The sequence below is a fragment of the Pseudomonas sp. R76 genome, from assembly GCF_009834565.1.
Taxonomy (GTDB): Bacteria; Pseudomonadota; Gammaproteobacteria; order Pseudomonadales; family Pseudomonadaceae; genus Aquipseudomonas.
The window spans coordinates 4,799,581-4,825,677 of the sequence record NZ_CP019428.1; the positions used below are offsets into that span (position 1 = coordinate 4,799,581).

Annotated in this window: 26 protein-coding genes; 12 read left to right on the top strand and 14 right to left on the bottom strand. The window is 61.9% G+C overall.

The genetic code is table 11. The annotated features are described in order from the left end of the window. Nucleotides 1-27: 27 nt before the first annotated feature. Complete coding sequence (locus tag PspR76_RS21515; RefSeq protein WP_159958556.1) at nucleotides 28-780, bottom strand: thioesterase II family protein; 753 nt, start codon at nucleotides 778-780, stop codon at nucleotides 28-30. 301 nt (nucleotides 781-1,081) lie between these two features. Between PspR76_RS21515 and PspR76_RS21520 the strand changes: the two genes are divergently transcribed. Next, entirely contained in the window at nucleotides 1,082-1,633 is a 552-nt protein-coding gene (locus PspR76_RS21520; protein WP_005789991.1) for an RNA polymerase factor sigma-70, read from the top strand. Between the two features lie 58 nt (nucleotides 1,634-1,691). On the opposite strand, the gene PspR76_RS21525 is transcribed toward PspR76_RS21520, so the two are convergent. Both PspR76_RS21525 and PspR76_RS21530 read right to left on the bottom strand, forming a co-directional pair. Further along, complete coding sequence (locus PspR76_RS21525) at nucleotides 1,692-2,480, bottom strand: substrate-binding periplasmic protein (RefSeq protein ID WP_159958558.1); 789 nt, start codon at nucleotides 2,478-2,480, stop codon at nucleotides 1,692-1,694. Nucleotides 2,481-2,573: 93 nt separating this feature from the next. Then, nucleotides 2,574-3,197: a TetR/AcrR family transcriptional regulator gene (locus tag PspR76_RS21530; protein WP_159958560.1), complete on the bottom strand. Its 624-nt coding sequence runs from the start codon at nucleotides 3,195-3,197 to the stop codon at nucleotides 2,574-2,576. A gap of 153 nt (nucleotides 3,198-3,350) precedes the next feature. Here PspR76_RS21530 and PspR76_RS21535 point away from each other — a divergent pair, with 153 nt between their 5' ends. The 8 genes from PspR76_RS21535 (at nucleotide 3,351) to ppnP (ending at nucleotide 12,600) form a co-directional block, all read left to right on the top strand. Beyond that, a complete protein-coding gene (locus PspR76_RS21535) occupies nucleotides 3,351-5,129 on the top strand; it encodes an acyclic terpene utilization AtuA family protein (RefSeq protein WP_159958562.1) in 1,779 nt (592 codons plus the stop codon). A 12-nt stretch (nucleotides 5,130-5,141) separates the two neighbouring features. Continuing rightward, the gene (locus PspR76_RS21540) at nucleotides 5,142-6,014 is read left to right on the top strand and encodes an SDR family oxidoreductase (RefSeq protein WP_159958564.1); all 873 of its coding nucleotides are present in this window, start codon (nucleotides 5,142-5,144) and stop codon (nucleotides 6,012-6,014) included. 3 nt (nucleotides 6,015-6,017) lie between these two features. Beyond that, nucleotides 6,018-7,631 (top strand): acyl-CoA carboxylase subunit beta, encoded by a 1,614-nt coding sequence (locus PspR76_RS21545; RefSeq protein WP_159958566.1) that lies wholly within the window; start codon nucleotides 6,018-6,020, stop codon nucleotides 7,629-7,631. 68 nt (nucleotides 7,632-7,699) lie between these two features. Then, nucleotides 7,700-8,857 (top strand): citronellyl-CoA dehydrogenase, encoded by a 1,158-nt coding sequence (gene atuD / locus PspR76_RS21550; protein ID WP_159958568.1) that lies wholly within the window; start codon nucleotides 7,700-7,702, stop codon nucleotides 8,855-8,857. Beyond that, nucleotides 8,854-9,615, top strand: a complete 762-nt coding sequence (locus PspR76_RS21555; protein WP_159958570.1) for an enoyl-CoA hydratase/isomerase family protein — start codon at nucleotides 8,854-8,856, stop codon at nucleotides 9,613-9,615. Before atuD ends, PspR76_RS21555 begins: the two co-directional genes overlap by 4 nt. Nucleotides 9,616-9,714: 99 nt before the next feature. Beyond that, nucleotides 9,715-11,643 carry an acetyl/propionyl/methylcrotonyl-CoA carboxylase subunit alpha gene (locus tag PspR76_RS21560; protein ID WP_159958572.1) on the top strand — a complete coding sequence of 643 codons (1,929 nt, stop codon included), beginning with the start codon at nucleotides 9,715-9,717 and terminating at the stop codon, nucleotides 11,641-11,643. A 66-nt stretch (nucleotides 11,644-11,709) separates the two neighbouring features. Next, nucleotides 11,710-12,252 carry an exonuclease domain-containing protein gene (locus tag PspR76_RS21565; RefSeq protein WP_159958574.1) on the top strand — a complete coding sequence of 181 codons (543 nt, stop codon included), beginning with the start codon at nucleotides 11,710-11,712 and terminating at the stop codon, nucleotides 12,250-12,252. 63 nt (nucleotides 12,253-12,315) lie between these two features. Next, nucleotides 12,316-12,600, top strand: coding sequence for a pyrimidine/purine nucleoside phosphorylase (gene ppnP, locus PspR76_RS21570; protein ID WP_094950776.1), 285 nt, complete (start codon nucleotides 12,316-12,318; stop codon nucleotides 12,598-12,600). Nucleotides 12,601-12,665: 65 nt separating this feature from the next. Here ppnP and PspR76_RS21575 read toward each other — a convergent pair whose 3' ends face one another. Both PspR76_RS21575 and PspR76_RS21580 read right to left on the bottom strand, forming a co-directional pair. After that, nucleotides 12,666-13,472 (bottom strand): MOSC domain-containing protein, encoded by an 807-nt coding sequence (locus tag PspR76_RS21575; RefSeq protein WP_159958576.1) that lies wholly within the window; start codon nucleotides 13,470-13,472, stop codon nucleotides 12,666-12,668. Nucleotides 13,473-13,510: 38 nt separating this feature from the next. Further along, entirely contained in the window at nucleotides 13,511-14,446 is a 936-nt protein-coding gene (locus tag PspR76_RS21580) for a chemotaxis protein CheV (RefSeq protein WP_017134971.1), read from the bottom strand. 535 nt (nucleotides 14,447-14,981) lie between these two features. On the opposite strand from PspR76_RS21580, the gene PspR76_RS21585 reads away from it, so the two are divergent. The 3 genes from PspR76_RS21585 to PspR76_RS21595 all read left to right on the top strand — a co-directional run bounded on the left by PspR76_RS21585 (nucleotide 14,982) and on the right by PspR76_RS21595 (nucleotide 17,333). Then, entirely contained in the window at nucleotides 14,982-15,431 is a 450-nt protein-coding gene (locus PspR76_RS21585; RefSeq protein WP_174245645.1) for a hypothetical protein, read from the top strand. A 352-nt stretch (nucleotides 15,432-15,783) separates the two neighbouring features. Further along, entirely contained in the window at nucleotides 15,784-16,677 is an 894-nt protein-coding gene (locus PspR76_RS21590) for a sensor histidine kinase (protein ID WP_159961579.1), read from the top strand. Continuing rightward, nucleotides 16,674-17,333 carry a response regulator transcription factor gene (locus PspR76_RS21595; RefSeq protein ID WP_159958578.1) on the top strand — a complete coding sequence of 220 codons (660 nt, stop codon included), beginning with the start codon at nucleotides 16,674-16,676 and terminating at the stop codon, nucleotides 17,331-17,333. Before PspR76_RS21590 ends, PspR76_RS21595 begins: the two co-directional genes overlap by 4 nt. Here the strand turns inward: PspR76_RS21595 and yegS are convergent. The 9 genes from yegS to PspR76_RS21640 all read right to left on the bottom strand — a co-directional run bounded on the left by yegS (nucleotide 17,292) and on the right by PspR76_RS21640 (nucleotide 26,094). After that, the gene (gene yegS / locus PspR76_RS21600; protein WP_159958580.1) at nucleotides 17,292-18,212 is read right to left on the bottom strand and encodes a lipid kinase YegS; all 921 of its coding nucleotides are present in this window, start codon (nucleotides 18,210-18,212) and stop codon (nucleotides 17,292-17,294) included. The two genes, PspR76_RS21595 and yegS, sit on opposite strands and share 42 nt — an antisense overlap. Before the next feature lie 257 nt (nucleotides 18,213-18,469). After that, nucleotides 18,470-18,862 (bottom strand): DUF2802 domain-containing protein, encoded by a 393-nt coding sequence (locus PspR76_RS21605; RefSeq protein WP_159958582.1) that lies wholly within the window; start codon nucleotides 18,860-18,862, stop codon nucleotides 18,470-18,472. Beyond that, nucleotides 18,863-19,348 carry a chemotaxis protein CheW gene (locus PspR76_RS21610; protein ID WP_106576477.1) on the bottom strand — a complete coding sequence of 162 codons (486 nt, stop codon included), beginning with the start codon at nucleotides 19,346-19,348 and terminating at the stop codon, nucleotides 18,863-18,865. Between the two features lie 80 nt (nucleotides 19,349-19,428). Next, nucleotides 19,429-20,202, bottom strand: a complete 774-nt coding sequence (locus PspR76_RS21615) for a CheW domain-containing protein (protein WP_159958584.1) — start codon at nucleotides 20,200-20,202, stop codon at nucleotides 19,429-19,431. Beyond that, nucleotides 20,202-20,990, bottom strand: coding sequence for a ParA family protein (locus tag PspR76_RS21620; protein WP_014719332.1), 789 nt, complete (start codon nucleotides 20,988-20,990; stop codon nucleotides 20,202-20,204). The genes PspR76_RS21615 and PspR76_RS21620 overlap by 1 nt, the downstream gene beginning before the upstream one ends. A gap of 51 nt (nucleotides 20,991-21,041) precedes the next feature. After that, entirely contained in the window at nucleotides 21,042-21,929 is an 888-nt protein-coding gene (gene motD / locus PspR76_RS21625; RefSeq protein WP_159958586.1) for a flagellar motor protein MotD, read from the bottom strand. Nucleotides 21,930-21,957: 28 nt separating this feature from the next. Next, a complete protein-coding gene (locus tag PspR76_RS21630) occupies nucleotides 21,958-22,698 on the bottom strand; it encodes a flagellar motor protein (RefSeq protein ID WP_159958588.1) in 741 nt (246 codons plus the stop codon). Continuing rightward, a complete protein-coding gene (locus PspR76_RS21635) occupies nucleotides 22,698-23,819 on the bottom strand; it encodes a protein-glutamate methylesterase/protein-glutamine glutaminase (protein WP_159958590.1) in 1,122 nt (373 codons plus the stop codon). The genes PspR76_RS21630 and PspR76_RS21635 overlap by 1 nt, the downstream gene beginning before the upstream one ends. A gap of 49 nt (nucleotides 23,820-23,868) precedes the next feature. Further along, a complete protein-coding gene (locus PspR76_RS21640; protein WP_159958592.1) occupies nucleotides 23,869-26,094 on the bottom strand; it encodes a chemotaxis protein CheA in 2,226 nt (741 codons plus the stop codon). Nucleotides 26,095-26,097: the final 3 nt, after the last annotated feature.

A 26,097-nucleotide genomic window follows, 5' to 3' on the forward strand; every position in this document is an offset into this window, starting at 1 on the left:
ACGGGAAAATCGAGAATTAGAGAGCGTTCAGCCGGCGACCAGTTGCCGCGCCGCGCCATTGCGCCAGCGGGCCAGGTGCTCATCGGCGTAACGCCGCAGGCAACGCAGCACAGCGCTTTCGTGCTGCACGAGGAAGAAGTGGTGACCGTCGAACATGTCCAGGGAAAAGCCGCTGGCGGTGTCGGCCTGCCAGTCGAGCAACTGCTCGGCACGCACGCTGTCTTGTTTGCCGCCGAACACGTGAATCGGCATGCCCAGGGGCTCGCGCTGGCCATAGGTGAAGCTGCCGCAGAGCAGAAAGTCGGCGCGCAGGATCGGCAGCATCAACTGCATCAACTCAGGGTTGGCCAGGGCTTCTTCGGCGGTGCCCTGCAGCTCGCGCAGGCGGGCGATCAGTTGTGCGTCGGTCTTTTCGATGGCGTATTCGCTGACATCGCGGCGCGCCGGGCCGGCAGTGCCGGAGGCGAATAACGCCAGCGGTGCGGGCACACCGCGCTCGTGCAGGGCGTGGGCCAATTCGAATGCCAACAGGCCGCCGAGGCTGTGGCCGAACAAGGCGTAGGGGCCGTTCAGGTCATGGCTGATTTCATCCGCCAGCTGTGCTGCCAAGGCCTTGATGTCGCGCTGCAACGGCTCATCCATGCGCATGCCGCGCCCCGGCAATTCCAGCGGACACACCTGCAACCAATCCGGCAAAGCCCGACGCCAACGTGCATACACCATGGCACTGGCGCCCGAATAGGGCAGGCAAAACAGGCGCAGTCGGGTTGAAGCACTCATCAAACGAGGCCTCCAAACTGAAACACGCTGTATGCACGATACAAACCCATGTCGTCCTCCTGCGGGCGCTGATCCTTGGCCGTTTGTTAACGGACCTGTCACCCATGAGAACGGACGGTGCGGGCAAATAATTAGTCGCAGGGGATGTAGGAGAAGTGGTTCACACCTTGTAGGAAGGCATAAGATTAGTTCGCCTTCTCATTTGACAATCATTATCATTAAGCATAATTTGTTGCCCGATGTGTAGGAGGCCTCAGCAAGGACGCCCTCCCCTAACCTCTTTTGCAACAAGGTGATTTCCATGACGGAACAAGTATCCACAGGCAGGTGCGACTCACCCCTTCTCCAGGCATTCGTCGACAATCGTTTGATTCTGGTGAAGATCGCGGCGCGCATTACCGGCTGCCGCTCGCGTGCCGAAGACGTGGTGCAGGATGCCTACTTCCGGCTGCAATCCGCGCCGACGATCACCTCATCGTTCAAGGCCCAATTGAGTTATCTGTTCCAGATCGTGCGTAACCTGGCGATCGATCACTACCGCAAGCAAGCCCTGGAGCTCAAATATTCCGGGACCGAGGAGGAAGGTTTGAATGTGGTGATTCATGGCGCATCACCGGAAACTTCCCACATCAACTTCAACACCCTGGAAAACATCGCCGACGCCCTGACGGAGCTGCCGCAGCGCACCCGCTACGCGTTCGAGATGTATCGCCTGCACGGCGTGCCACAAAAGGACATCGCCAAGGAACTCGGCGTGTCGCCGACGTTGGTCAACTTCATGATTCGGGATGCGCTGGTGCATTGCCGCAAGGTGTCGGGCAGCCACAGCGATACGTTTGCGCGGCGAGTCTGATTGTGGTGAAAGAGCTTGCTGTGGCAAGTGGGCTTGCCACAACAAGCCTGATCAGCGGTCAGTGCACCGCCGTCACATCAATCCGATACGGCTCGAAAATCTTCAACATCTGCCCGTTATCGCGCAGGCGCTTGAGCAACTCGGCAAACGCCTCCCCGGTAATCGGCGCCTTGGGCCGCAGCAACGCGTAGTGGTGATACACCTGGTCAATTCGTTCCGAGACCAGGAACTGCCCGGCCAGGTCCGCGTTGCGCACCATGAAATCACTCAAGTACGAACGCGTGACCAGCGCGATATCGGCCCGCCCGCGCGCGACCATCAGCAAGTTGCTGTCATGGGAGTAGGTCAACGTGGCGTTGAAGTGCTCGACCATGTACTTGGGGTCGGGGTTGAAGTTGGCGAAGGCGTAGTGATAACCGCTGAACACGGCCAGACGCTTGCCCTTGAGGTCAGCGAAATAACCCTGGTCGCGACCGGCCTCACGCTGGGCAACGAAGATTTCCGCGTCTTCCAGGCCCATGTCGACGCTGGTGTGGGGAATGTCCTGCCAACCCCAATCCGGGTTTTCGAAGATCGCCATGTCGACGCGGCCTTGCTCGAAATCGCGGAAGCGCCGGGGGATGGAGGTTGGCACCAGCACAAATTGGTAGTCGCTTTGCGAGGCGTTCAGGGCCTCCACCAGTTGCGGCAGTAAGCCGGTGTCGGCGCCTTGCTCAGGGCGTACGGTGTAGGGCGGAAAATGCGCGGCGCCGATTCTCACCAATTGCGCAGCCGAAGCCGGCATCCACCCTGCGGTGCCCAGTGCCCATAAAGTTAGTCCTGCAGCCAGCCGCCATGGCGAAAACATTGAGGCACGCACCGTTTAATACTCTGATGGCAATAAGCTAGGCGTTTTTGTCAGGTGAGACAACTTTCCGTCGGTAAATTAACGGCTTGCGCCTTAATCAGCCTTCAGCACCATCAGCAGGGCTTCTTCGGCCAATTGCTCCAGGGTCAGGCTGCCTTGGGCGCGGAACCAGGTGGTGGTCCAGGACAACGCGCCGGTGAGGAAGCGGCGGGTGATAAAAACATCGCCGCGAATGTAGCCGGCAGCCTTGGCCTCGCCCAGCACCTGCAACCAGATTTCTTCATACACATCGCGCAGCGCCAGCACCTGGGCCTGGCCGTCGGCCGACAACGAACGCCATTCGTAGACCAGCACCGCCATGGCTTCGCCGCTGCCGCCCATGATCGACTGCAATTCGCAGCGAATCAGCGCCAGCACGCGCTCACGCACGGTGTTCGCTTCTTCAAGTGAAGCGCGCATCATCGCGGTGTTGTAGTGGATGGTTTCCTCCATCACCGCGCGCAGGATCTCGTCCTTGCTCTTGAAGTGATGAAAGATGCTGCCGGACTGAATTCCCACCGCGCTGGCCAAGTCACGCACGGTGGTGCGTTCAAAGCCCTTGTTGCGAAACAGGTGAGCTGCGGTTTGCAGCAATTTGCCCCGGGCACTGTCGGGGTCGGTCAATTGGCCGGCATCGACCATGGTGCGCATGACCCGCAGGGCTTTCTGCTCATCCATGCCTCTCTCCTTCACGTGTGCTGACGTCTTGGGCGGCAATTTAGGCCGTGGCTGCCAACCAAGCAAGCGCTTGGGCAAAACTTGTGTGCAGAGTTTACAAACCAAGCGCTTGCTTGGTAGTCTCGACGCCAGCCATTCGAGGAAGGATTTCTCATGAGCAAGACGGTTCGTATCGGCTGCGCCAGCGCCTTCTGGGGTGATACCTGCACGGCTGCCGCCCAATTGGTGCACGGCGGCGCGCTGGATTACCTGGTATTCGACTATTTGGCGGAAGTCACCATGTCGATCCTCGCCGGTGCGCGGATGAAAGATCCCCAGGCCGGCTACGCCACGGACTTCGTCGACGTGCTCACGCCGTTGCTGGGCGACATCCAGCGCCAAGGCATCCGCGTGATCAGCAATGCCGGCGGCATCAACCCACAGGCCTGCGCCGCCGCGCTGCAAGCAGCCTGCGACAAGGCGAGCATCCCGCTGAAAATCGCCGTACTGCTCGGCGATGACCTGCAACCACAACTCAAACACCTGCACGGCGTCAGCGACATGTTCAACGGCGCGCCGCTGCCGCCGATGTGCGTGTCCGCCAACGCCTACCTCGGCGCGCCAGGCATTGCCAAGGCACTTGAGCTGGGCGCCGACATCGTCATCACCGGCCGCGTGGTCGACAGCGCCGTGGTCAGCGCGGCCTTGGTGCATGAATTCAGCTGGTCATGGCAGGACTATGACCGCCTCGCCCAGGCCGCATTGGCCGGGCATATCATCGAATGCGGCGCGCAGTGCACGGGCGGCAACTTCACCGATTGGCGCGACGTGCCGGACTACGAGCACATCGGTTTTCCCATCGTCGAGGTCAGCGCCGACGGCCAGTTCACCGTCAACAAGGTCGACGGCAGCGGCGGGCTGATCAGCGAACTCAGCGTGGCCGAACAGCTGCTGTATGAAATTGGCGACCCGCGCGCCTACCTGTTGCCCGACGTGATCTGCGATTTCAGCCAGGTCAAATTGCAGCAGCAAGGCAAACACAGCGTGCGCCTGCATGGCGCCAAGGGTTTGCCGCCCACCGACCAGTACAAGGTCAGCGCCACCTACCCGGACGGTTTCCGCTGCACCGCCAGTTGCCTGATCGCCGGGATTGACGCCGTGGCCAAGGCCGAGCGCGTCAGCCAGGCCATCATCAACAAGACCTCGGAGCTGTTCAGCCAACGGGGCTGGGCGCCTTACACCGAGGTGAACATCGAATTGCTCGGCAGCGAAGCCACCTACGGCGCCCACGCCCAGCGCCAGGATTGCCGCGAAGTGGTGGTGAAACTCGCGGTGCGACATCCAAGCAAACAGGCGCTGGTGCTGTTCGCCCGCGAGATCGCCCAGGCGGCGACCGGCATGGCGCCCGGCTTGACCGGCATCGTCGGCGGGCGGCCAACGGTGTATCCGCTGATTCGGCTGTTTTCGTTCCTGATCGATAAATCTTCCTGCGAGCCGGTGGTCGACTTCCAAGGCCAGCGTCACGCCATTGAACTGCCCACCGCTACGCCACCGGCCACCCCGGCCGCGCCGATTGACCCGCCCAAGCCCCAAGGCCGCGCCGACGCCAGCGTGCCGCTGGTGAAACTGGCCGTGGCGCGCTCCGGCGACAAGGGCAACCACAGCAATATCGGCGTGATCGCCCGCCATCCCGACTACTTGCCGTGGATCGCCGAAGTGCTGACCCCGGAAGTGATCGTCGACTGGATGAGCCACGTGCTCGACCCCCTCCACGGCCGCGTCGAACGCTGGTACTTGCCCGGCAGCCACAGCCTGAATTTCCTGCTGGAAAACGCCCTGGGCGGCGGCGGCATCGCCAGCCTGCGCATCGACCCGCAAGGCAAAGCCTTCGCCCAGCAACTGCTGGAAATCCCCATCGCCGTGCCGCAACACATCGCCGATCAACTCACATAAAGGAGCGTTGCCGTGGCCTTCGACTCAATTTTCAAAGCCGACCTGTTCCAGGGGCAAACCGTGATCGTCACCGGCGGTGGCAGTGGCATTGGCCGCTGCACCGCGCATGAGCTGGCGGCCCTCGGCGCCCGTGTGATTGTGGTGGGACGCAAGCCGGAAAAGCTGCAAAAGGTAGCAGCGGAAATTGCCGAAGACGGCGGCACGGCGCACTGGCAGGCCTGCGATATTCGCGATGAAGAGGCGGTTAAGGCGCTGGTCACACAGATCATCCACGCACACGGGCCGATCCACGGCCTGGTGAATAACGCCGGCGGCCAATACCCGTCGCCCCTGGCCTCGATCAATCAAAAGGGCTTTGAAACCGTGCTGCGCACCAACCTGGTCGGCGGTTTCCTGGTGGCACGGGAAGTGTTCAACCAGTCGATGAGCAAACACGGCGGCGCCATCGTCAACATGCTTGCGGACATGTGGGGCGGCATGCCCGGCATGGGCCACTCGGGCGCGGCGCGTTCGGGCATGGACAATTTCACCAAGACCGCCGCCTTCGAATGGGGTTACGCCGGCGTGCGCGTCAACGCCGTGGCGCCGGGCTGGATTGCCTCCAGCGGCATGGACACCTACGAAGGCGCATTCAAGGCGGTGATCCCAACCTTGCGCGAACACGTGCCGCTCAAGCGTATCGGCACTGAATCGGAAGTCAGCGCGGCCATCGTGTTTCTGCTCAGCCCCGCCGCCGCCTTCGTCAGCGGCAGCACCTTGCGCATCGACGGCGCCGCCAGCCTGGGCAGCCGCGCCTGGCCCTTGCAAAAACCCCACTCGCCGAGCGAGCCGTTCAATGGTTTCCACCGCGCGTACTTGCCCGATGTGCTCAAGGCGGAGCACTAAACCATGCCGGTAATTGAAAGTTTGATCGACGCGCACAGCGCGCCATACGCCCAGAACCGCGAAGCCATGCTGGCCAGCATCCAGCAGCTGCGCCAACTCGAACACGCCCTGCTCGCCAAGGCCCAGGAGGCCAAAGCCAAGTTCGACAAACGCGGCCAACTGCTGCCCCGCGAACGCCTCAACCTGCTGCTCGACCCTGGCGCGCCGTTCCTGGAACTGGCGAGCCTGGCCGGCTACAAACTCCACGATGACAAAGACGGCAGCGCAGCCGGTGGCGGCTTGATCGCCGGCATCGGTTACGTCAGCGGCGTGCGCATGCTGGTGGTGGCCAATAACAGCGCGATCAAGGGCGGCACGATTTCCCCCACCGGCTTGAAAAAATCCCTGCGCCTGCAACAGATCGCCATGGAAAACAAACTGCCGGTGGTGACACTCGCCGAAAGCGGCGGCGCCAACCTCAACTATGCCGCCGAGATTTTCGTCGAAGGCGCGCGCAGCTTTGCCAACCAGGCGCGCATGTCGGCCATGGGCTTGCCGCAAATCACCGTGGTGCACGGCTCGGCCACGGCGGGCGGCGCCTATCAGCCGGGGCTGTCGGATTACGTGGTGGTGGTGCGCGGCAAGGCCAAGCTGTTCCTCGCCGGGCCGCCGCTGCTCAAGGCCGCTACCGGCGAAGTGGCGACCGACGAAGAACTGGGCGGCGCCGAGATGCACGCGCAAACCGCCGGCACCGCCGAATACCTGGCGGAAAACGATGCCGACGGCGTGCGCATCGTGCGTGAAATCGTCAGCCTGTTGCCCTGGGATGAGCGCCTGCCGACAGCGCCCGAACGCGATTACAAAGAGCCGCTGTATCCCATCGAAGAGCTGCTGGGGCTGATTCCCGACGACCCGAAAAAACCCTACGACGTGCGCGAAATCCTCGCGCGCCTGGCCGACGGCTCCAACTTCCTCGAATTCAAGGGCGAGTTCGATGCCCACACCGTCTGCGGCCATGTGCAGATTCAAGGCCGCGCCGTCGGTGTGATCGGCAACAACGGCCCGATCACGCCCAAAGGCGCGAGCAAGGCCGCGCAGTTTATCCAGCTGTGCGACCAGAGCCGCACGCCGCTGCTGTTCCTGCACAACACCACCGGTTTCATGGTGGGCACCGAGTCGGAGCAACAGGGTGTGATCAAGCGCGGTGCGAAGATGATCCAGGCGGTGGCCAATGCCCGCGTGCCTAAACTCACGATTGTGGTCGGCGGCTCCTACGGCGCCGGCAACTATGCGATGTGCGGCCGTGGTCTGGACCCGCGCTTTATCTTCGCCTGGCCCAACAGCCGCACGGCGGTGATGGGCGGCGCGCAAGCGGGCAAAGTGCTGCGCATCGTCACCGAGGCCAAGCAATTGAAGGACGGTTTGGTGCCCGACCCCAAGGTGCTCGACATGCTCGAACAGGTCACCGCGCAGAAGCTCGACAGCCAGTCCACCGCCTTGTACGGCAGCGCAAACCTGTGGGACGACGGGCTGATTGACCCACGCGATACCCGCACGCTGCTGGGTTTGCTGCTGGATATCTGCCATGCGGCCGAGGTGCGGCAGTTGCAACCCAACAGCTTCGGCATAGCGCGCTGATCGTTCTAACGCTGCGCGTGGTAATGCAGCCCAGGACGCTCCGCGTCCCAACAAGGAGAACAACAACAATGATCTTCACCCAGGAACACCAGGAACTGCGCCGCACCGTTCGCGCCTTCGTCGACCGTGAGATCAACCCACACGTCGATGAATGGGAAAAAGCCGGGCGTTTTCCCATCCACGAGATCTTCCGCAAGGCCGGCGACCTCGGCCTGCTGGGCATTTCCAAGCCGGAGAAATTCGGCGGCATGGGCCTGGACTACAGCTATTCCGTAGTCGCCGCCGAAGAGTTCGGCAGCATTCGCTGTGGCGGCATCCCCATGTCCATCGGCGTACAGACCGACATGTGCACCCCCGCCCTCGCCCGCTTCGGCAGCGATGAACTGCGCGACGAGTTCCTGCGCCCGGCCATCAGCGGCGAGCAAGTGGGCTGCATCGGCGTCTCGGAAACCGGCGCTGGCTCCGACGTGGCCGGGCTGAAAACCCATGCGCGCAAAGACGGCGACGACTATGTGATCAACGGCAGCAAAATGTGGATCACCAACTCGCCCAGCGCCGACTTCATTTGCCTGCTGGCCAACACCTCCGACGACAAGCCGCACATCAACAAGTCGCTGATCATGGTGCCGATGAACACGCCCGGCATCAGCGTCAGCCCGCCGCTGGAAAAACTCGGCATGCACAGCTCCGAGACCGCCCAGGTGTTCTTCGACGGCGTACGCGTGCCGCAGCGCAATCGCATCGGCCACGAAGGCGCGGGGTTCATGATGCAGATGCTGCAGTTCCAGGAAGAACGCCTGTTCGGCGCCGCCAACATGATCAAGGGCCTGGAGTACTGCATCGACAGCACCATCGACTACTGCAAGGAGCGCCAGACCTTCGGCAAGGCGCTGATCGACAACCAGGTCATCCACTTTCGCCTGGCCGAATTGGCCACTGAAATCGAATGCCTGCGCGCGCTGGTCTACCAGGCCACCGAGCAATACATCAAAGGCCAGGACGTGACTCGCCTGGCCTCCATGGCCAAGCTCAAGGCCGGGCGCCTGGGCCGCGAAGTCAGCGACAGCTGCCTGCAATACTGGGGCGGCATGGGCTTCATGTGGGACAACCCGGTGGCCCGCGCCTATCGCGACGTGCGGCTGGTGTCGATTGGCGGCGGCGCCGACGAAATCATGCTGGGCATCATCTGCAAACTGATGGGCACGCTGCCGGGGAAAAAATCATGAACACCTTGCTGCTCGAACCGCATAACGGCGTGCTGCACATCACCCTCAACCGCCCGGCCAGCCGCAATGCCATGAGCCTGGAGATGGTCAACGAACTGCGCACGGTTTTGGCGCAGCTCGACAGCCAGGTGCGCGCGCTGGTGATCAGCGGCGCCGACGGGCACTTCTGCGCCGGGGCGGATGTGAAGGACATGATCACCGCGGGCGACCAGTTGCAGGCCTTGAACCGCGTATTTGGCACCTTGCTGCAAGAAGTCGAGGCCGTGCCGCAGGTGGTGATCGTGGTGCTGCAAGGCGCGGTGCTGGGCGGCGGGTTCGGGTTGGCGTGTGTGAGTGATATTGCGATTGCCGACCATCAGGCGAAGTTCGGCTTGCCGGAAACCAGCCTGGGGTTGTTGCCGGCGCAGATTGCGCCGTTTGTAGTCAAGCGGATCGGCTTGACCCAGGCACGGCGGCTGGCGCTGACGGCGGCGCGGTTTGATGGGGTTGAGGCGCAGCGGTTGGGCGTGGTGCATTTTGTCGAGGCCGATGCGCAGGCGTTGGCGGAGCGGTTGGATGAGGTGCTGGGGCAAGTATTGCGCTGTGCGCCGGGGGCGAATGGGCGGACTAAAGCGCTGTTGCTCGCCAGTGTTGATGAGCCGCTTGAGCAGGTATTGGATCGAGGGGCGCAGTGGTTTGCCGAGGCGGTGACGGGTATGGAAGGGATTGAGGGGACTCAGGCTTTTGTGCAGAAGCGTAAGCCGAGTTGGTGCAAGTGATGCCATCGCAGGCAAGCCAGCTCCCACCTTTTCTCTGTGGGAGCTGGTTTGCCTGCGATGGGGCCAGAACATTCACCCAGTGTGCCAAGGGATAAACCCATGTCCAATTTCAGCAAAATCCTGATCGCCAACCGCGGCGAAATCGCCTGCCGTATCCAGCGCACCGCCCAGGCCCTGGGCTACCGCACCGTGGCGGTCTACAGCGACGCCGACGCCCAGGCCCTGCATGTGCAAATGGCCGACGAGGCCATCAACATCGGCCCGGCCCCCGTCAACCAGTCGTACCTGAACATCCCGGCCATCCTCGAAGCCGCGCTGAAAACCGGCGCCGACGCCATCCACCCTGGTTATGGTTTTCTCTCCGAAAACCCCGACTTCGCCCTGGCCTGCCAACGCGCGGGGCTCACCTTCATCGGCCCTGGCCCCGACGCGATCAAGCTGATGGGCAGCAAGCGCCTGTCCAAACTCGCCATGCTCGACGCTGGCGTGCCGTGCATCGCCGGCTACCAAGGCAGCGCTCAGGACGACGCTACTTTGCAACAGGAGGCCGAGCGCATCGGCTACCCGTTGATGATCAAGGCCAGTGCTGGCGGTGGCGGTCGCGGTATGCGCCTGGTGCACGGCAGCGGCCAACTGCTCGACCAACTGCGCACCGCGCGTTCCGAGGCCATGAACGCCTTCGGCAGTGACGAACTGATCCTCGAACAAGCGCTGATCGCGCCGCGCCATGTCGAAATTCAAGTGTTTGGCGACAGCCACGGCAACCTCATCTACTTGGGCGAACGCGACTGTTCACTCCAGCGCCGCCATCAAAAAGTCATCGAGGAAGCGCCCTGCCCGGTGATGACAGCCGAGCTGCGCCAGGCCATGGGCGAAGCCGCGCTCAAGGCCGGGCGCGCCGTCAACTATGTCGGCGCCGGCACCGTGGAATTTTTGCTCGACCGCAGTGGCCGCTTCTATTTCCTGGAAATGAACACCCGCCTGCAAGTCGAACATCCCGTCACCGAGCTGATTACCGGCCTCGACCTGGTGGCCTGGCAACTGCACATCGCCGCCGGCCAGCCGCTGCCGCTGACACAGGCCGACGTAACGCTGAGTGGCCACGCCATGGAAGTGCGCCTGTACGCCGAGGACCCGGCCCAGGGCTTTCTGCCGCAAACCGGTGACGTGCTGCGCTGGGAGCCCGCCGCTGGCGTGCGGGTTGACCATGGCGTACTTGAAGGCCAGCGCATCAGCCCGTTCTACGACGCCATGCTCGGCAAGATCATCGCCCACGGCGCCACCCGCGAAGAGGCGCGGCGCAAACTGCTGCGGGCGGTGGAAGATACTGTGTTGCTGGGCGTGACGACCAACCAGCGCTTGCTGGCCGACCTGCTCAAACACCCGGATTTTATCGCCGGCGATTTCAGCACCGGACTCATCGCCGAACACTTCAATGAAATCCCGCGCCAGGCAGCAACGGACGAACAGATCGCCTTGGCCGCCGCGCTGTTTTATCACCACAGCGCCAGCGCTCACCGCCAGGGTTTAGCCGGCTGGCGCAACAACGCCAGCACGGCGTGGACCTACCGCCTGGAGATTAACGAGGCGGTCCACGAGGTTGCCGTCAGCGTTCTGGCAAACGACCATCTGCTGGCCAACGGCATCGATATCAGCCACCTCAGCAGCGACGGCCGCTGGGCGACCGTGGTCATCAACGGTATCCGCCGCCGCAGCGCCTATCACCTCGACGACACCCAGCTCTGGCTGCCCGGCGTGAAGGTCATCAACCGTACCCAGCAAGTCGCCAGCTGCCAGGCCGAGGTTGCCAGCGGCAGCGTCAAGGCGCCGATGGACGGTGCGATTGTCGATGTACGGGTGAGCACCGGTGAGCGCGTCACCAGAGGTCAATTGCTGCTGGTACTTGAAGCGATGAAAATGGAGCACCCGTTGACGGCCGGGATAGATGGCGTGATCACAGGCGTGCAGGTGAGCGCCGGCGATCAGGTGCGTAATCGCCAGATGTTGCTGGAGATTGAAAAGGCCTAGGCGGAACTACGAGGCTTGGCTACGCTCTATCCCCATCTGGAAGGGAAGAGTACGGGAACCTGCGCGATGCCTCATTGGCTGATTATTGACCTTGAAGCCACAACGGATGAAGGCGGCTGGCCCGTGACGGAGATGGAAGTCATCGAGATCGGCGCGAGCCTGGTCAACCGCCAGGGCCGCGAGTTGGATCACTTCCAGCGCTTTGTGCGGCCGCTGCGTCGGCCGTTGCTGACGCCCTTCTGCCGGCAACTCACGCATATCACCCAGGCCAACATCGACGGCGCGGCAGCGATGACCGAGGTGTGGCCGTTGTTCGAACGCTGGTTGGGCCAGCATCACGCGCGCCTGGAAGGCTGGGCCAGCTGGGGTGACTACGACCGCCAGCAGCTTGAGCTTGAATGGCAACGCCATGGCCTGGCCAGCGCGCTTGCGCACACGCCGCATGTGAACCTCAAGCAGCGTTTCGCCAAGGCCCGGCGCCTGGACAAGCCGCTGGGGCTCAACGGCGCCCTGCAATTGGCGGGGATGCAGTTCCATGGCCAGCAACACCGGGCGCTGGAAGATGCGCGCAACACCGCACGCCTGTTGCCATTGATTCTGCCGGTCTAGGCAGCTCCCCTGGGCTTGGGCATACTGGCCAACCTTTCCAGACCCTTTTCCGAGGATTCACCCATGTTTAAAGTCAACGAATACTTTGACGGCACCGTCAAGTCGATCGCTTTCGGCACCGCAGAAGGTCCGGCGACCATTGGCGTAATGGCCCCGGGTGAATACGAATTCGGCACCGCCCAGCGTGAAATCATGCACGTGGTGTCTGGCGCGCTGAGCGTGAAACTGCCGGACGCCAGCGAGTGGGAAACCTTCGCTGCCGGCAGCCAGTTCAACGTGCCGGCCAACAGCAAGTTCCAGCTGAAGGTCGCCGTAGATACCGCTTACCTGTGCGAATACCGCGGCTGATTCAGCCAAGGTCAAAAAAAATGCCCGTCTCGCAGGAGACGGGCATTTTTTATGGGTGGCGCACATTACTCAAGAATGGTCACCGGCATGCCGACTTCCAGGCGCCCGACGCCATCGTTGACCAGGTTCTGGCCGAACATCGCGCCGTTCTCCGTCTTGCGGTACGCATCGAGCGTGGCGAAAGGTTCGCGGTCAGCACTGCGCTCGCCGGTGGCGGGGTCGATGGTGGTGAGAATGCAGCGTGAACATGGCTTGACCACGCGGAACTCGACATCGCCAATACGCAGGCGCTTCCAGCCGTCTTCGGCGAATGCGTCAGCGCCTTCGATCACCAGATTGGGACGAAAACGCAACATTTCCATGGGCCGGCCCACCTGCCGGGACAGATCGTCCAGGGAGCCCTGGCCGATCAGCAACAGCGGGTAACCGTCGGCAAACGCCACTTGGTCATCATCATTGCCGAAACCGGCCTCGGTGGTACGCGCGCGCGCAAGCGGCATCTGCACCAGCCGCGTGGGCTTGCCGATAAACTCGCTGACCCAGGCAGCGGCGGCATCGCCGGCGTCCGGTACGCGCAGGGTGTCACGCCAGATGGTCACGCCGCGCAACTCGGCGTCATTGCCGGGCAAGGGCACGTCCAGCGTCGGGTGGCCGGGCGAACTCAGGGTCAAGCCGCCGGCACTGTTCCATAACGCCGACAACTGGCTCATCTTCGCCACTGCGCGCTGCGTCAGAAATCGTCCGCTGGCTTCGTCCACCAACATCCAGCGTCGATCCCCCGCCAGCCCGAGTTTATCCAGGCCGATGTGCTGCAAGGTCTCGGCCTTGCCGGACTTCAAGGGGTAACGGTACAACGCGCTGAGACGAAGCATGGGCCTGCATTCCTGAGAAACAAAGTGTCACCCTAAAGTCAGGCGGGCACTTCGTCCAGCATCAGGCGTTGACGCACCACGTCCACCAGCTTGTCGGGCTGGAATTTGGACAGGAAGTTATCGCAGCCAACCTTTTTCACCATCGAGTCGTTGAAGCTGCCCGACAGCGAGGTGTGCAGCACTACGTACAACCCACGCAAGCGTGGGTCGTTGCGGATTTCGGTGGTCAGGCGGTAGCCGTCCATCTCGGGCATTTCGGCGTCGGTGAAGATCATCAGCAGTTTGTCGGTCATCACCTGGCCGCTGTCGGCCCAGGCCTTGAGCATGTTCAGTGCCTTGAGGCCGTCGCTGGCGATGTGCATCTTCACGCCGAGCTGCCCCAGGGTGTCGCGCAGCTGCGACAGCGCCACATTGGAGTCGTCCACCAGCAGCACTTCGCGACCACGGGCGCGTTCCAGCACCGGGTCTTCGAGTTTTTCCCGGGAGACCTTGGCGTTGTACGGCACGATTTCGGCGAGGACTTTTTCCACGTCGATGATTTCCACCAACTGGTCATCGACCTTGCTGATCGCCGTGAGGTAATGCTGGCGCCCGGCGCTGGCCGGTGGCGGCAGGATGGCTTCCCAGTTCATGTTGACGATGCGGTCTACGCCGCCCACCAGAAACGCCTGCACCGAGCGGTTGTACTCGGTGACGATAATCGTGCTGTTGGGGCCTGGCACCAGCGGGCGCATGCCGATGGCCTGGGACAGGTCGATCACCGGCAGGGTCTGGCCGCGCAGGTTGACCACGCCGCACACGAACGGGTGGCGCTGGGGCATCAGCGTCAGCTTAGGCAGTTGCAGGACCTCCTGCACCTTGAACACGTTGATCGCGAACAACTGCCGCCCGGCCAGGCGAAACATAAGAATCTCCAGGCGATTCTCACCCACCAGTTGCGTGCGTTGATCTACCGTGTCGAGAATGCCGGCCATTAAAAGCTCCTGATGTGGGATTGTGCTGTTCACTTAAGGCTAGTTATCGGCGGCAAGCGCCAGACCTTGACCCCCGTAAAATGCCACGTAAATTCATTGATGTCACACTGACATCATGCTTTACTGCAACGGCCTCTCCAAATGGCACTACAGCAACTTCGCGCGACATTCAAATCGACGCGAGGTTCCGCTGTGTAAGGGATTCCCCTATGAACAATCAGGCCCAACCTGATATTCGCGATATCTAATAGCCATTAATGTGACGCCATTCTCATTGCATGAATGGAGTCAGGCTTTTGTTTGCCATCCCAAGCCCTCGGCCCACGGGTCTTCCAGAGACACTCGTGGCGGCAACTGAAGTTGTGCAATCGCCCAGGATAGTGCGGCGTATGCGCGGCATTTGCGATCATTCAAGTATCGGTCCTACTGAAATTTCAGAACAGGGCTACAGATTTCAGTCATATTTCAGCGGTAGTTTTACGCCATTCACCCGGTGCGGCATCTCATCAACCCGACCTTATGTGCGGAGACTTGCATGATGAATAACGCAAACGAATGGCAAACCGCTCTTCCCGAGTTCTTGCTTGAAGCCGAGACGCTCCTGGCCAAGTCCGAAGAGTGCTTGAACCACTTGCACTTGATTCGCAACGACAGCGATGCCATCGACTGCATGAAAATCAGCCTGAGCAAACTGGCTGAAAAGGCCGAAGGCCTGGCCCTGCAGGCGATCAGCGAATTCTCCCGGCACATTCAATACCTGATTGCGAATGCCGCAAGCCCCATGGAACTGCATGACCAGGCCTTGAATGCCCTGCATGACTGCCTGACATTACTGGCTTGGCAACTGGAGCTGATTGACGCCCGCACCGGGGAGTTGGCGCTGGATGAAAGCGAACAAACTAAATTGATTGCGACGGTCACCTTGCAGATCCCACAAAAAGACTTCGGTTATAAACCGCAGCAGCGTGTGCATCACACGTCTTGAGTGTTGAGCAGGTCGTATTCAATCGGTGAGTTATCTAAAAACGACACCGATATATCAATTAGCCATCAACGCTATAACTCTACAAACCCACTTAATTAATACAACTGCCACCTCTTTGAACTCTGGGACTCCTTAATGTCAGGATTAGGGCCCAGGGCGTTTGTGCGTGTTTAATAAGCAGTGGAGTGAGGCGCCAGGCGACCAACGGTAATAGTGGTGGTACTATGCCCCGCTCGAAGTGACTCAACTTCACTATGTACAAAAAAATGTTTCGGCACCGCATTCCAAACAGAGCCCTGTCAGCCGCCATGACCGGTCTTCCCGCAGCGAACCTTGATTGGCTCCATCCGCTATGTACGCCAGCCTGAAGTCACTCATCGCAAGATCCGTGTCCCGCAGCAATGCCCGTCGGATCGTTCTCGCCCTGTGCCTTTGCTCTTTGCTGGTCAGCGTGTGGGCCTACACCCGTTCGGCACCGTTGCCATTACTGATCCTGCTGCTCAACCTGGCCACCTTGCTGGTGGTGGGCCTGCAGCAATGGAGTTCGCGCAAATCGATCAAATTCCAGCCACAGGAATTGGCCGATCGCCTGCTGCAAGTCCAGGAAAACGAACGCCATCGCCTCAGCCGCGAATTGCATGACGACATCGGCCAGCTGCTTACCGCCGCCAAACTGCAGAGCGAATGGCTCAAGCGCCGTCTGCCGGACGACCTGCAAAGCCAATGCACGGTGCTGTGCAACACGCTGAATGAAACCCTGGCCAAGGTGCGCGACGTGTCGGCCATTCTCAACCCAAGGCAGCTGGCCAGCCTGGGCCTGGAGGCCAGCCTGCGCGCGCACCTGCTCAAGACCCTGGAAAACACCCCGATCCACTGGAGCCTGGAATGCCAGCAGCGGCTGACCGGTATCCCGGAAGAAATGGCCGTGGCGGCCTTTCGCATCACCCAGGAAGCGGTGACCAACATGCTTCGTCATGCCCAGGCGCACAACTTGCTGGTACGCCTGCAACGCCTGCCCGAGGGCCTGTTGCTGATGATCTGCGATGACGGCCTGGGCTTCTCGCCTGCCATCAACCCAGGCCTGGAAGGCCAACGGGGCATGGCCGGTATGTCCGAGCGGATAGATCAGTTGGGCGGCACCCTGTCCGTCAACAGCCAGCCAGGTAAAGGTACTAAGATCGACGCGCTTTTTCCCTGGGCGCCGCGCGCCCTCGAACGGGCCAGTTCCCCTAAGGTTCTCGAGTGATCTGCAATTTACTCTTGGTGGATGACCACGCACTGATACGGGCCGGCGTACGCGCGCTGATCCAGGACATGCCCGGTTACACCGTGATCGGCGAGGCCAGCGATGGCGCGCAGTTGCTGGAAAAATTCAGCGCCCTGCAGCCAGATATCGTGCTGCTGGACCTGTCGATGAAACAACTGGGCGGCCTGGACGCATTAGAGCAACTCAAAGCGGCCTACCCAAAAAGCAAAGTGTTGATCCTGTCGATGCACACCGACCCGGAGCTGATCATGCGCGCGCTGGAAGCCGGCGCCCATGGCTACCTGCTCAAGGACACCACCGCCAACGAGCTGGAACACGCCCTGCTGGCCTTGCGCAACAACGAGCGCTACCTGAGCCCGGCGATTGCCCACACGGTGATCAATCAGGCGCTGATCCGCAGCCAGGGCCCGACCTCTCCCGCCGCCCACAGCCACAACCTCACAGCGCGCCAATTGGAAATCCTGCGGTTGATCGTGCGCGGCAAGTCCACCCGCGAAATCGCCCACGGCCTGGGCCTGAGCATCAAGACCGTGGAAGCCCACCGCTCGCAAATCATGAAACGCCTGCAGATTTTCGACGTGGCGGGCCTGGTGTTATTCGCCGTTCGCGAGCAGATCATCAGCCTGGACGACTAACGGCGAGTCCAGCGGCAAGTGCACGCGCAGGGCCTTGGGCAGCGCGGAAAAACGCAGGTCATCGCCCTTCAACGGCTCGCCATCGAGGTTGATGTACAGCCCTTCGGCCACCTTGATTTCGACCCATGGCAGGCGCGCGCGCACAAACATATTGTCCAGGCCCCAGCCGTCGCTCATCAGCGTCATCAGCGTGCCGACCACTTCCTGGGGCGCCGGCAGGATGCTGATATCGAGCAAGCCATCATCGGCCAGCGCGCCGGGGCACAGCACATGCCCACCGCCCGCTTGGCGACCGTTGCCGATGCCCAGCGCAAGCAAATCGCCCTTCCAGTGGAAACCTGGCCCTTCCAGCTCGCCATAGGCCGCCTTCAATTCGCTGAAGCGCGTCAGGCCGGTGAACAGGTAAGCAGCGCCACCGAGCACTTTTTTCAGGTCTTCGGAAGTGTTGGCCGTGACCTGGCTGCCAAAACCGCCGGTGGCCATATTGAGGAATATTTGCCCACCCGCCTGGCCAAGGTCGATAGCCTTGGGCGGCACATCCAGCAACGCCAGTGCCTTGGCCGGCTCCAGCGGCACGCCGGCGGCGCGGGCGAAGTCATTGGCGGTACCCAGTGGCATCAGCACCAGGCTGGCGTCGGTCTTGGCCAAGGCCATGGCTTCGGCCACATCGCGCAAGGTGCCGTCGCCGCCACCGGCGATCAGGTGGGTGTAACCGTCGGCCAAGGCCTCGTCGACCAGGCGCCGGGCGTCGCCGCCCTCCCACGTCACCCGCACCGCCAGCTCCCAGCCTTGTTCACGCCGGGCCTGCACGGCCGCGCGCACGTCCTCGTTGAGGGCTTGCTTGCCATGCAGGATCAACAGTGCCTTGTGGGTGCTCATCGGGGGAAATCTCCTGGTTCAAAGGTGCTTGAAGGATGTGGACCTTTGGGGAGGAGAAAAAAGCCATCGAAGTCGTAAATTATTTGGCAGGCGAGAAATTAACCATCCCATGGCCGCCAGCATGATCGTTCACACGCTCTGCGTGGGAATGCAGCATTGGACGCTCCGCGTCTTGCCTCTTAAGTCGTGACGCGGAGCGTCACAGGGTGCATGCCCACGCGGAGCGTGGGCACGATCAAAACTCAGGGAGACAGCCATCAGCTCTTGTGCAACTTGCTCATCAACTGCGCTTCAGCCTGGGTCAGCCCACACGACTGCGTGAGCTCATCGACGGTCGCGCCCATGCCCACCAGCTTTGCCGCCTGGGCAAATGACAGGCTCGACGGGTCGCGCTGTTCGATCTGCGCCAACTTGTCCGGCAATGGCCCGAGGATCGCGCGCAGTTCATGCACCTCGTCCCCGACCTTCACCGCACTCTGCTGGAAGTGATCCACGCGCTTGACCAGGTCGAGGATGCGCCGGTCACGCACGGCATCACGCTCAGCCTGTTGCTGGGCCAATTCCCGTTGCTGGCGCATATAGCGCAGCAGGAATGCCACCGTCCCGGCCCACAACAGGGCCAGGACAATCACCGCCGCTTCAAGAAACAATCAGATGTTCTCCAGGTCCTGCCATTCTTCTTCGCTCATCATCTTGTCCAGCTCAACCAGAATCAGCAATTCGCCGTTCTTGTTGCACACGCCCTGGATAAACTTGGCGGATTCTTCGTTGCCGACGTTCGGCGCAGTTTCCACTTCCGATTGGCGCAGGTAAACCACTTCAGCCACGCTGTCGACCATGATCCCGACCACTTGCTTGTCGGCTTCGATGATAACGATACGGGTGTTGTCGTTGACTTCGGTCGGCACCAGGCCAAAACGCTGGCGGGTATCGATCACAGTCACCACGTTGCCGCGCAGGTTGATGATGCCCAGCACGTAGCTTGGCGCACCCGGCACCGGGGCGATCTCGGTGTAGCGCAGAACTTCCTGCACGCGCATCACGTTGATGCCGTAGGACTCATTGTCCAGCTTGAAGGTTACCCATTGCAGGATTGGATCATCGACCAAACCTTGTGCGGATGCTGACTTGTTCATTTCTCGGACCCCTTCAAATGCCGCTTAACACGGCGTATGTACTTCGCTGACCGCACTTGCATGCGGGCCTTATTGTTCAATCAACTGCGTTTGTTCTGTGGCATCGCTTTTACGGCGCCGCTGGCGATCAACTCAGCCAGTTCGGCGACGTCGAGCAACGCGCACATGTGTTCAATCACGGTGCCCGCCAGCCATGGCCGTTGACCCCGGTGGCTGCGCCATTTGATTTCATTCGGGTCCAGGCGCAACGAGCGGCTGACTTGATGCACCGCCAGCCCCCACTCGTAGCCCTGGACCGAGATCACGTACTGCAAACCCTGGCGGAAATCATCGCGGTAACGGTCGGGCATCACCCAACGCGCGGTATCCAGCACCTTGAGGTTGCCGGCTTGGCTGGGCAGGATGCCGAGGAACCATTCCGGTTGCCCGAACAGTGGCGTCAGCTCCTGGCCTTCCAGCGAATAAATCGAGCCCAGGCACACCAGCGGCACCGCCAGGGTCAACCCGGCGACGTCGAACAACAGGCATTCGAACGGCTCGGCGGCCCATGACGGGCGGCCATCACCGGTGACCGGCGGCGGCGTGATGCTGGGCGGCAGGTGCACTTGCACCACGGGCGCGACCACGACCGGTGCAATCGGCACAACCACAGGCGCCACATGCGCGTCGCGGGCTTGTTCTTCAAGCACCGCCAGCTGGAATTCATCCAACGTGCTGTCGGGTTCTACAACGGCCGGTTCAAGTACCAGAAGCGGTTCCGGCAGTTCTTCTTCCGTCGCTTCCTGCAGCAAGGCATCCAGGTAGGATTCCAGTGCCAGTTGCGGCCGGGTCTTGAGTTCAACGGGACGGTTCATCACGCCACCTGCGCCACAAGTTGCTGCGACAGCAGGTGCTTAAGCAACGCGCGGTAGGCCAGCACGCCACGGCTTTTGCCGTCGAACTGCGACGGCGTCAGCCCGGCACGGCTGGCGTCACGCAGGCGCGTGTCCACCGGGATATAGCCGTTCCAAATGGTGTCCGGGTAGGCATCGCGCAATACCCGCAAAGTACCGAGGGACGCCTGGGTACGGCGGTCGAACAGGGTCGGCACAATGCTGAACGGCAGCGCCTGCTTGCGTGAGCGGTTGATCATCGCCAAGGTGCTGACCATGCGTTCCAGACCTTTGACCGCCAGGTGCTCGGTCTGCACCGGGATCACCAGTTGCTGGCTGGCCGCCAAGGCGTTGACCATCAGCACGCCCAGCAGCGGCGGGCTGTCGATAATGGCGTAGTCGAAGTCCTGCCACAGTTGCGCCAGGGTCTTGGCGATCACCAGGCCCAGGCCGCTCTGCCCCGGCGACTGACGCTCAAGGGTGGCCAGGGCGGTGCTGGACGGCAGCAGTGAAATGCTTTCGTTGCTGGTGGGCAGCAACAGTTGCCCAGGCAAGTCGGCAGGCACGCTGCCTTTGTGCAGGAACAAGTCGTAGCAGCTGTGCTCCAGCGCATCCGGGTCGTAGCCGAAATAGCTGGTCATCGAGCCATGCGGGTCCAGGTCGACCACGACCACACGCTTGCCCGCCTCGGCCAGCAAGCCGGCTAAGGCGATGGAGGTGGTGGTCTTGCCGACTCCACCTTTTTGATTGGCAACTGCCCAGACTCTCATTCGGTTGGTTCCTCCCGGCAGGCGTTGGCGCGACCGAGACAGTGCATAAAATTATTGAGCCGGTGACGGAGAATTGACGGCGCTCTGACGAACCGGCGGCTTAACGGTTGGCGGTGCAGTTTGTGTGCCAGCCCGCTTGAGTGCCGCATCCGGTGTGGCATTGGCCGTGCCGGTGCCGGTGAGGCTGCGGCGCACATCGAGGTTGCGCGACACCACCAACACCACACGGCGGTTGCGCGCGCGACCTTCGGCGGTGGCGTTATTGGCCACCGGCTGGAATTCACCGTAGCCCACCGACGCCAGCCGGCCAGGGTTCACGCCCTGCATAGCGAGCATGCGCACGATGCTCGCGGCACGCGCCGAGGACAGTTCCCAGTTGGTCGGGTACTGCGCGGTGGCAATCGGGAAATTGTCGGTAAAGCCTTCCACGTGGATCGGGTTTTCAAACGGCTTGAGGATCGCCGCCACCTTGTCGATGATGGTGAAGGCCTGGTCGCTCGGCATCGCGTCGGCGCTGGCGAACAGCAGGCTGGAGTTCAGCTCGATCTCCACCCACAGCTCATTGCCGCGCACGGTCATCTGGTTGGATTTAATCAGGTCGCCAAACGCGGCACTGATGTCATCGGCAATGCTTTTCAGTGGGTCGCTGGTGCCGCCCACGCCGGCGGCGGTTTCGTCGCTGTCGTTGACCAGCGGCTTGGCCGGGGTGACGGTCTTGGGCCGCTCTTCGCCGATAGGAATCGGCTTGAGGGCACGGTCGGCGTCGTTGAACACACCGATCAGCGCCTGGGAAATCACCTTGTACTTGCCTTCGTTGATCGACGAGATGGAGTACATGACCACAAAAAACGCGAACAGCAAGGTAATGAAGTCGGCGTAGGACACCAGCCAGCGTTCATGGTTGACGTGCTCTTCAGGCTCGCGGCGGCGACGGCTCACAAACTCCCTCCTACACAAAGCATGCGCATCAATCCATGAAGCCCTGGAGCTTCAATTCGATGGAGCGCGGGTTCTCACCCTCGGCAATCGACAAGAGGCCTTCCAGCAACATTTCGCGGTAACGCGATTGGCGCATGGCGATCGACTTGAGCTTGCTGGCCACCGGCAGCAACACCAGGTTGGCACTCGCCACGCCGTAGATGGTGGCGACAAACGCCACGGCAATGCCGCTGCCCAACTGCGACGGGTCGGCCAGGTTGCCCATCACGTGGATCAAGCCCATCACCGCACCGATGATGCCGATGGTCGGCGCGGAGCCGCCCATGCTTTCAAACACTTTGGCGGCGTTGATGTCGCGGCTTTCCTGGGTGTAGAAGTCCACTTCGAGGATGCTGCGGATCGCTTCCGGTTCGGCGCCGTCCACCAGCAATTGCAGGCCTTTGCGCGCGTAGCTGTCGGGCTCGGCATCGGCCACGCCTTCCAGGCCCAGCAGGCCTTCCTTGCGGGCGGTTAGGCTCCAGTTGACCACGCGGTCGATGCCGCCTGGCAGGTCGACGCGCGGCGGGAAAATAATCCACACCAGAATCTGCATGGCACGCTTGAACGAACTCAGCGGCGACTGCAACAACGCGGCGCCCACGGTGCCGCCAATCACAATCAGCGCTGCCGGGCCGTTGGCCAAGGCGCCAAGGTGGCCGCCTTCAAGGTAGTTGCCGCCGATAATCGCGACAAACGCCATGGTGATGCCAATCAGGCTCAAGACATCCATCAGAGGCAGGCCTCCACCAAATGCTTGCCGATGTCGTCCAGGCTGTAGACAGCGTCGGCCAGGTCCGCCTTGACGATGGCCATGGGCATGCCATAGATCACGCAGCTGGCTTCGTCCTGCGCCCAGATCGCGCTGCCGCCCTGCTTGAGCAGGCGCGCGCCTTCACGGCCGTCGGCGCCCATGCCGGTGAGCACCACCGCCAGAACTTTGTCGCCGTAGGACTTGGCCGCCGAGCCGAAGGTGATGTCCACGCACGGCTTGTAATTCAAACGTTCGTCACCCGGCAGAATTTTGATCGTGCCACGGCCATCCACCATCATCTGCTTGCCACCCGGCGCCAGCAGCGCCAGGCCAGGACGCAGGATGTCGCCATCCTCGGCTTCCTTGACAGTGATGCGGCACAGCTTGTCCAAACGCTCGGCGAAGGCCTTGGTGAAGGCCGCCGGCATGTGCTGGATCAGCACGATCGGTGCGGGAAAGTTGGCCGGCAATTGCGTCAACACGCGCTGCAGGGCCACCGGGCCGCCGGTAGACGTGCCGATAGCGACCAGCTTGTAGGCTTTGCGCTTGGGCGCAGGCGAATGCGCGCTCGGTGCAGCGGCACGTACGGGTGGCGCCGCAGGGCGTGCCACGGGCGCAGGCGCCGGGCGTGCAAATGACGACGTCGGCGCAGCAGGCGCTGCCGCCGGTGCAGGCGCTGGCGCACTGAACAGGCTGCGACGGTTACTGCGCGAAATGCTGTGCACCTTCTCGCACAGCATCTGCTTGACCTTCTCGGGGTTGCGCGAGATGTCTTCGAAATTCTTCGGCAGGAAGTCCACCGCACCGGCATCCAGCGCATCCAGGGTGACCCGGGCGCCTTCGTGCGTCAGCGAGGAGAACATCAACACCGGAGTCGGGCAGCGCTGCATGATGTGCCGAACTGCGGTGATGCCATCCATCATCGGCATCTCGTAGTCCATGGTGATCACATCAGGCTTCAACGCAATGGCTTGATCAATCGCTTCTTTGCCGTTGGTGGCCGTACCGACCACCTGGATCGTTGGATCGGCGGAAAGAATTTCCGAGACGCGGCGGCGGAAGAAACCCGAATCGTCCACCACCAGGACCTTGACTGCCATAAACACTCCGTTAGGCGGGGCGGGCATTACCGCCCAAGCCCCACCAGAATCAAATACGCCGTGCGGCGTAACGCTTGAGCATGCTCGGAACATCGAGAATCAGCGCGATCCGACCGTCACCGGTGATGGTCGCACCCGACATGCCCGGGGTTCCCTGCAGCATTTTGCCCAAAGGCTTGATGACCACTTCTTCCTGGCCCACCAACTGGTCGACGACAAAGCCGATCCGCTGAGTGCCCACGGAGAGAATCACCACATGGCCTTCGCGCTGCTCTTCATGCTTGGCCGAAGCCACCAGCCAGCGCTTGAGGTAGAACAGCGGCAACGCCTTGTCGCGCACGATCACCACTTCCTGGCCGTCCACCACGTTGGTGCGCGACAGGTCGAGGTGGAAGATCTCATTGACGTTGACCAGCGGGAAGGCGAACGCCTGGTTGCCCAGCATCACCATCAGGGTCGGCATGATCGCCAGGGTCAACGGCACCTTGATGACGATCTTCGAGCCCTGGCCCTTGGTCGAGTAGATGTTGATCGAGCCGTTGAGCTGGCTGATCTTGGTCTTCACCACGTCCATGCCCACGCCACGGCCGGACACGTCGGAGATCTCGGTCTTGGTCGAGAAACCCGGGGCGAAGATCAGGTTGTAGCACTCGGTGTCGGTCAGGCGGTCGGCGGCGTCCTTGTCCATCACGCCACGCTTGACCGCGATATTGCGCAGAATCGCCGGGTCCATGCCTTTGCCGTCATCGGTGATCGACAGCAGGATATGGTCGCCTTCCTGTTCCGCCGCCAGAATCACTTTGCCGTTGCGGGACTTGCCCGAGGCTTCGCGTTCTTCCGGGGTTTCGACGCCATGGTCGACGGCGTTGCGCACCAAGTGGACCAGCGGGTCGGCCAGGGCCTCGACAAGGTTTTTGTCGAGGTCGGTTTCTTCACCCACCAGCTCCAGGTTGATTTCTTTCTTGAGCTGGCGTGCCAGGTCGCGAACCAGGCGCGGGAAGCGGCCGAAGACTTTCTTGATCGGCTGCATCCGCGTTTTCATCACGGCGGTTTGCAAGTCTGCGGTGACCACGTCGAGGTTCGACACGGCCTTTTGCATGGCTTCGTCGCCACTGTTCAGGCCCAGGCGCACCAAGCGGTTACGCACCAGCACCAGTTCGCCGACCATGTTCATGATGTCGTCCAGGCGCGCAGTATCAACGCGCACCGTGGTTTCGGCTTCACTGGCAGGTTTTTCGGCCACCGGCGCCGCTGCGGCACGCGCAGGTGCCGGAGCAGCTGCGGGGGCTGGAGCCGGAGCAGGTTTGGCGGCAGCTTTGGCCGGTGCAGGTTTCTCTGCCACTGGTGCGGCAGTTGCAGCCGCAGCGGCCGGGGCCACTTCGGTGAACTTGCCTTTGCCGTGCAATTCGTCGAGCAGGGCTTCGAATTCGTGATCGGAGATCAGCCCGTCGCCGGCAGGTTCAGCCTTGGCGGCTGGCGCTGCGGCGGTCGCGGCGGTCGCGGCGACTTCCGGCAAGGCTTCGGCCACAAACGTGCCTTTGCCGTGCAGTTGGTCGAGCAATGCTTCGAATTCGTCGTCGGTAATGTCGGTGCTGGCAGGCGCAGCCGGTGCTTGCGGCTCGGCGGCAGCAGGCGCCACTGCGTCGGCGGCGAACTGGCCTTTGCCATGCAGCTGGTCGAGCAAGGACTCGAACTCAGCGTCGGTAATGTCTTCGCTGGTCGGCGTGGCAGGCGGGGTTGCGGGCGCAGCGGGTGCTTGCTGCGCTTGCGCCTCGGCCTTCACGGCACTGAGGGAGTTGAGCAGCTGTTCGAACTCGCTGTCGGTCACATCCGCTTCAGGCTCGGCCACCGGCGCCGCTTCCACCACCGGCGCAGCCGTGGTGTCGGCAGGTTCGGCCAGGCGCGCCAGGGCGGCCAGCAGTTCCGGGGTGGCAGCCGTGATCGGGGCACGTTCGCGCACTTCGCTGAACATGCCGTTGACCGCATCCAATGCTTCGAGAATTACGTCCATCAGTTCCGAGTCGACGTGTCGCTCACCCTTGCGCAGGATGTCGAACACGTTCTCGGCGATGTGACAGCACTCCACCAGCTCATGGAGCTGGAGGAAGCCGGCGCCCCCTTTTACAGTGTGAAAACCGCGAAAAATTGCATTGAGCAGGTTCGCATCATCCGGGCGGCTTTCCAGCTCGACCAGTTGTTCGGAAAGTTGCTCTAAAATTTCGCCGGCCTCTACAAGGAAATCCTGAAGGATTTCTTCATCGGCGCCGAAGCTCATGTG

Excerpts from the sequence above, each read along its gene's own strand:
- PspR76_RS21530 (WP_159958560.1), bottom strand. The coding sequence starts at position 3,197 with ATGGATGAGCAGAAAGCCCTGCGGGTCATGCGCACCATGGTCGATGCC.
- PspR76_RS21580 (WP_017134971.1), bottom strand. The coding sequence starts at position 14,446 with ATGGCCGGCATTCTCGACACGGTAGATCAACGCACGCAACTGGTGGGT.
- PspR76_RS21615 (WP_159958584.1), bottom strand. The coding sequence starts at position 20,202 with ATGAACCGTCCCGTTGAACTCAAGACCCGGCCGCAACTGGCACTGGAA.
- PspR76_RS21620 (WP_014719332.1), bottom strand. The coding sequence starts at position 20,990 with ATGAGAGTCTGGGCAGTTGCCAATCAAAAAGGTGGAGTCGGCAAGACC.
- PspR76_RS21520 (WP_005789991.1), top strand. The coding sequence starts at position 1,082 with ATGACGGAACAAGTATCCACAGGCAGGTGCGACTCACCCCTTCTCCAG.
- PspR76_RS21585 (WP_174245645.1), top strand. The coding sequence starts at position 14,982 with ATGATGAATAACGCAAACGAATGGCAAACCGCTCTTCCCGAGTTCTTG.
- atuD (WP_159958568.1), top strand. The coding sequence starts at position 7,700 with ATGATCTTCACCCAGGAACACCAGGAACTGCGCCGCACCGTTCGCGCC.
- PspR76_RS21565 (WP_159958574.1), top strand. The coding sequence starts at position 11,710 with ATGCCTCATTGGCTGATTATTGACCTTGAAGCCACAACGGATGAAGGC.
- PspR76_RS21635 (WP_159958590.1), bottom strand. The coding sequence starts at position 23,819 with ATGGCAGTCAAGGTCCTGGTGGTGGACGATTCGGGTTTCTTCCGCCGC.
- PspR76_RS21525 (WP_159958558.1), bottom strand. The coding sequence starts at position 2,480 with ATGTTTTCGCCATGGCGGCTGGCTGCAGGACTAACTTTATGGGCACTG.
- PspR76_RS21545 (WP_159958566.1), top strand. The coding sequence starts at position 6,018 with ATGCCGGTAATTGAAAGTTTGATCGACGCGCACAGCGCGCCATACGCC.
- PspR76_RS21560 (WP_159958572.1), top strand. The coding sequence starts at position 9,715 with ATGTCCAATTTCAGCAAAATCCTGATCGCCAACCGCGGCGAAATCGCC.
- PspR76_RS21590 (WP_159961579.1), top strand. The coding sequence starts at position 15,784 with ATGTACGCCAGCCTGAAGTCACTCATCGCAAGATCCGTGTCCCGCAGC.
- PspR76_RS21575 (WP_159958576.1), bottom strand. The coding sequence starts at position 13,472 with ATGCTTCGTCTCAGCGCGTTGTACCGTTACCCCTTGAAGTCCGGCAAG.
- PspR76_RS21535 (WP_159958562.1), top strand. The coding sequence starts at position 3,351 with ATGAGCAAGACGGTTCGTATCGGCTGCGCCAGCGCCTTCTGGGGTGAT.
- ppnP (WP_094950776.1), top strand. The coding sequence starts at position 12,316 with ATGTTTAAAGTCAACGAATACTTTGACGGCACCGTCAAGTCGATCGCT.
- yegS (WP_159958580.1), bottom strand. The coding sequence starts at position 18,212 with ATGAGCACCCACAAGGCACTGTTGATCCTGCATGGCAAGCAAGCCCTC.
- PspR76_RS21515 (WP_159958556.1), bottom strand. The coding sequence starts at position 780 with ATGAGTGCTTCAACCCGACTGCGCCTGTTTTGCCTGCCCTATTCGGGC.
- PspR76_RS21610 (WP_106576477.1), bottom strand. The coding sequence starts at position 19,348 with ATGAACAAGTCAGCATCCGCACAAGGTTTGGTCGATGATCCAATCCTG.
- PspR76_RS21640 (WP_159958592.1), bottom strand. The coding sequence starts at position 26,094 with ATGAGCTTCGGCGCCGATGAAGAAATCCTTCAGGATTTCCTTGTAGAG.
- PspR76_RS21630 (WP_159958588.1), bottom strand. The coding sequence starts at position 22,698 with ATGGATGTCTTGAGCCTGATTGGCATCACCATGGCGTTTGTCGCGATT.
- PspR76_RS21555 (WP_159958570.1), top strand. The coding sequence starts at position 8,854 with ATGAACACCTTGCTGCTCGAACCGCATAACGGCGTGCTGCACATCACC.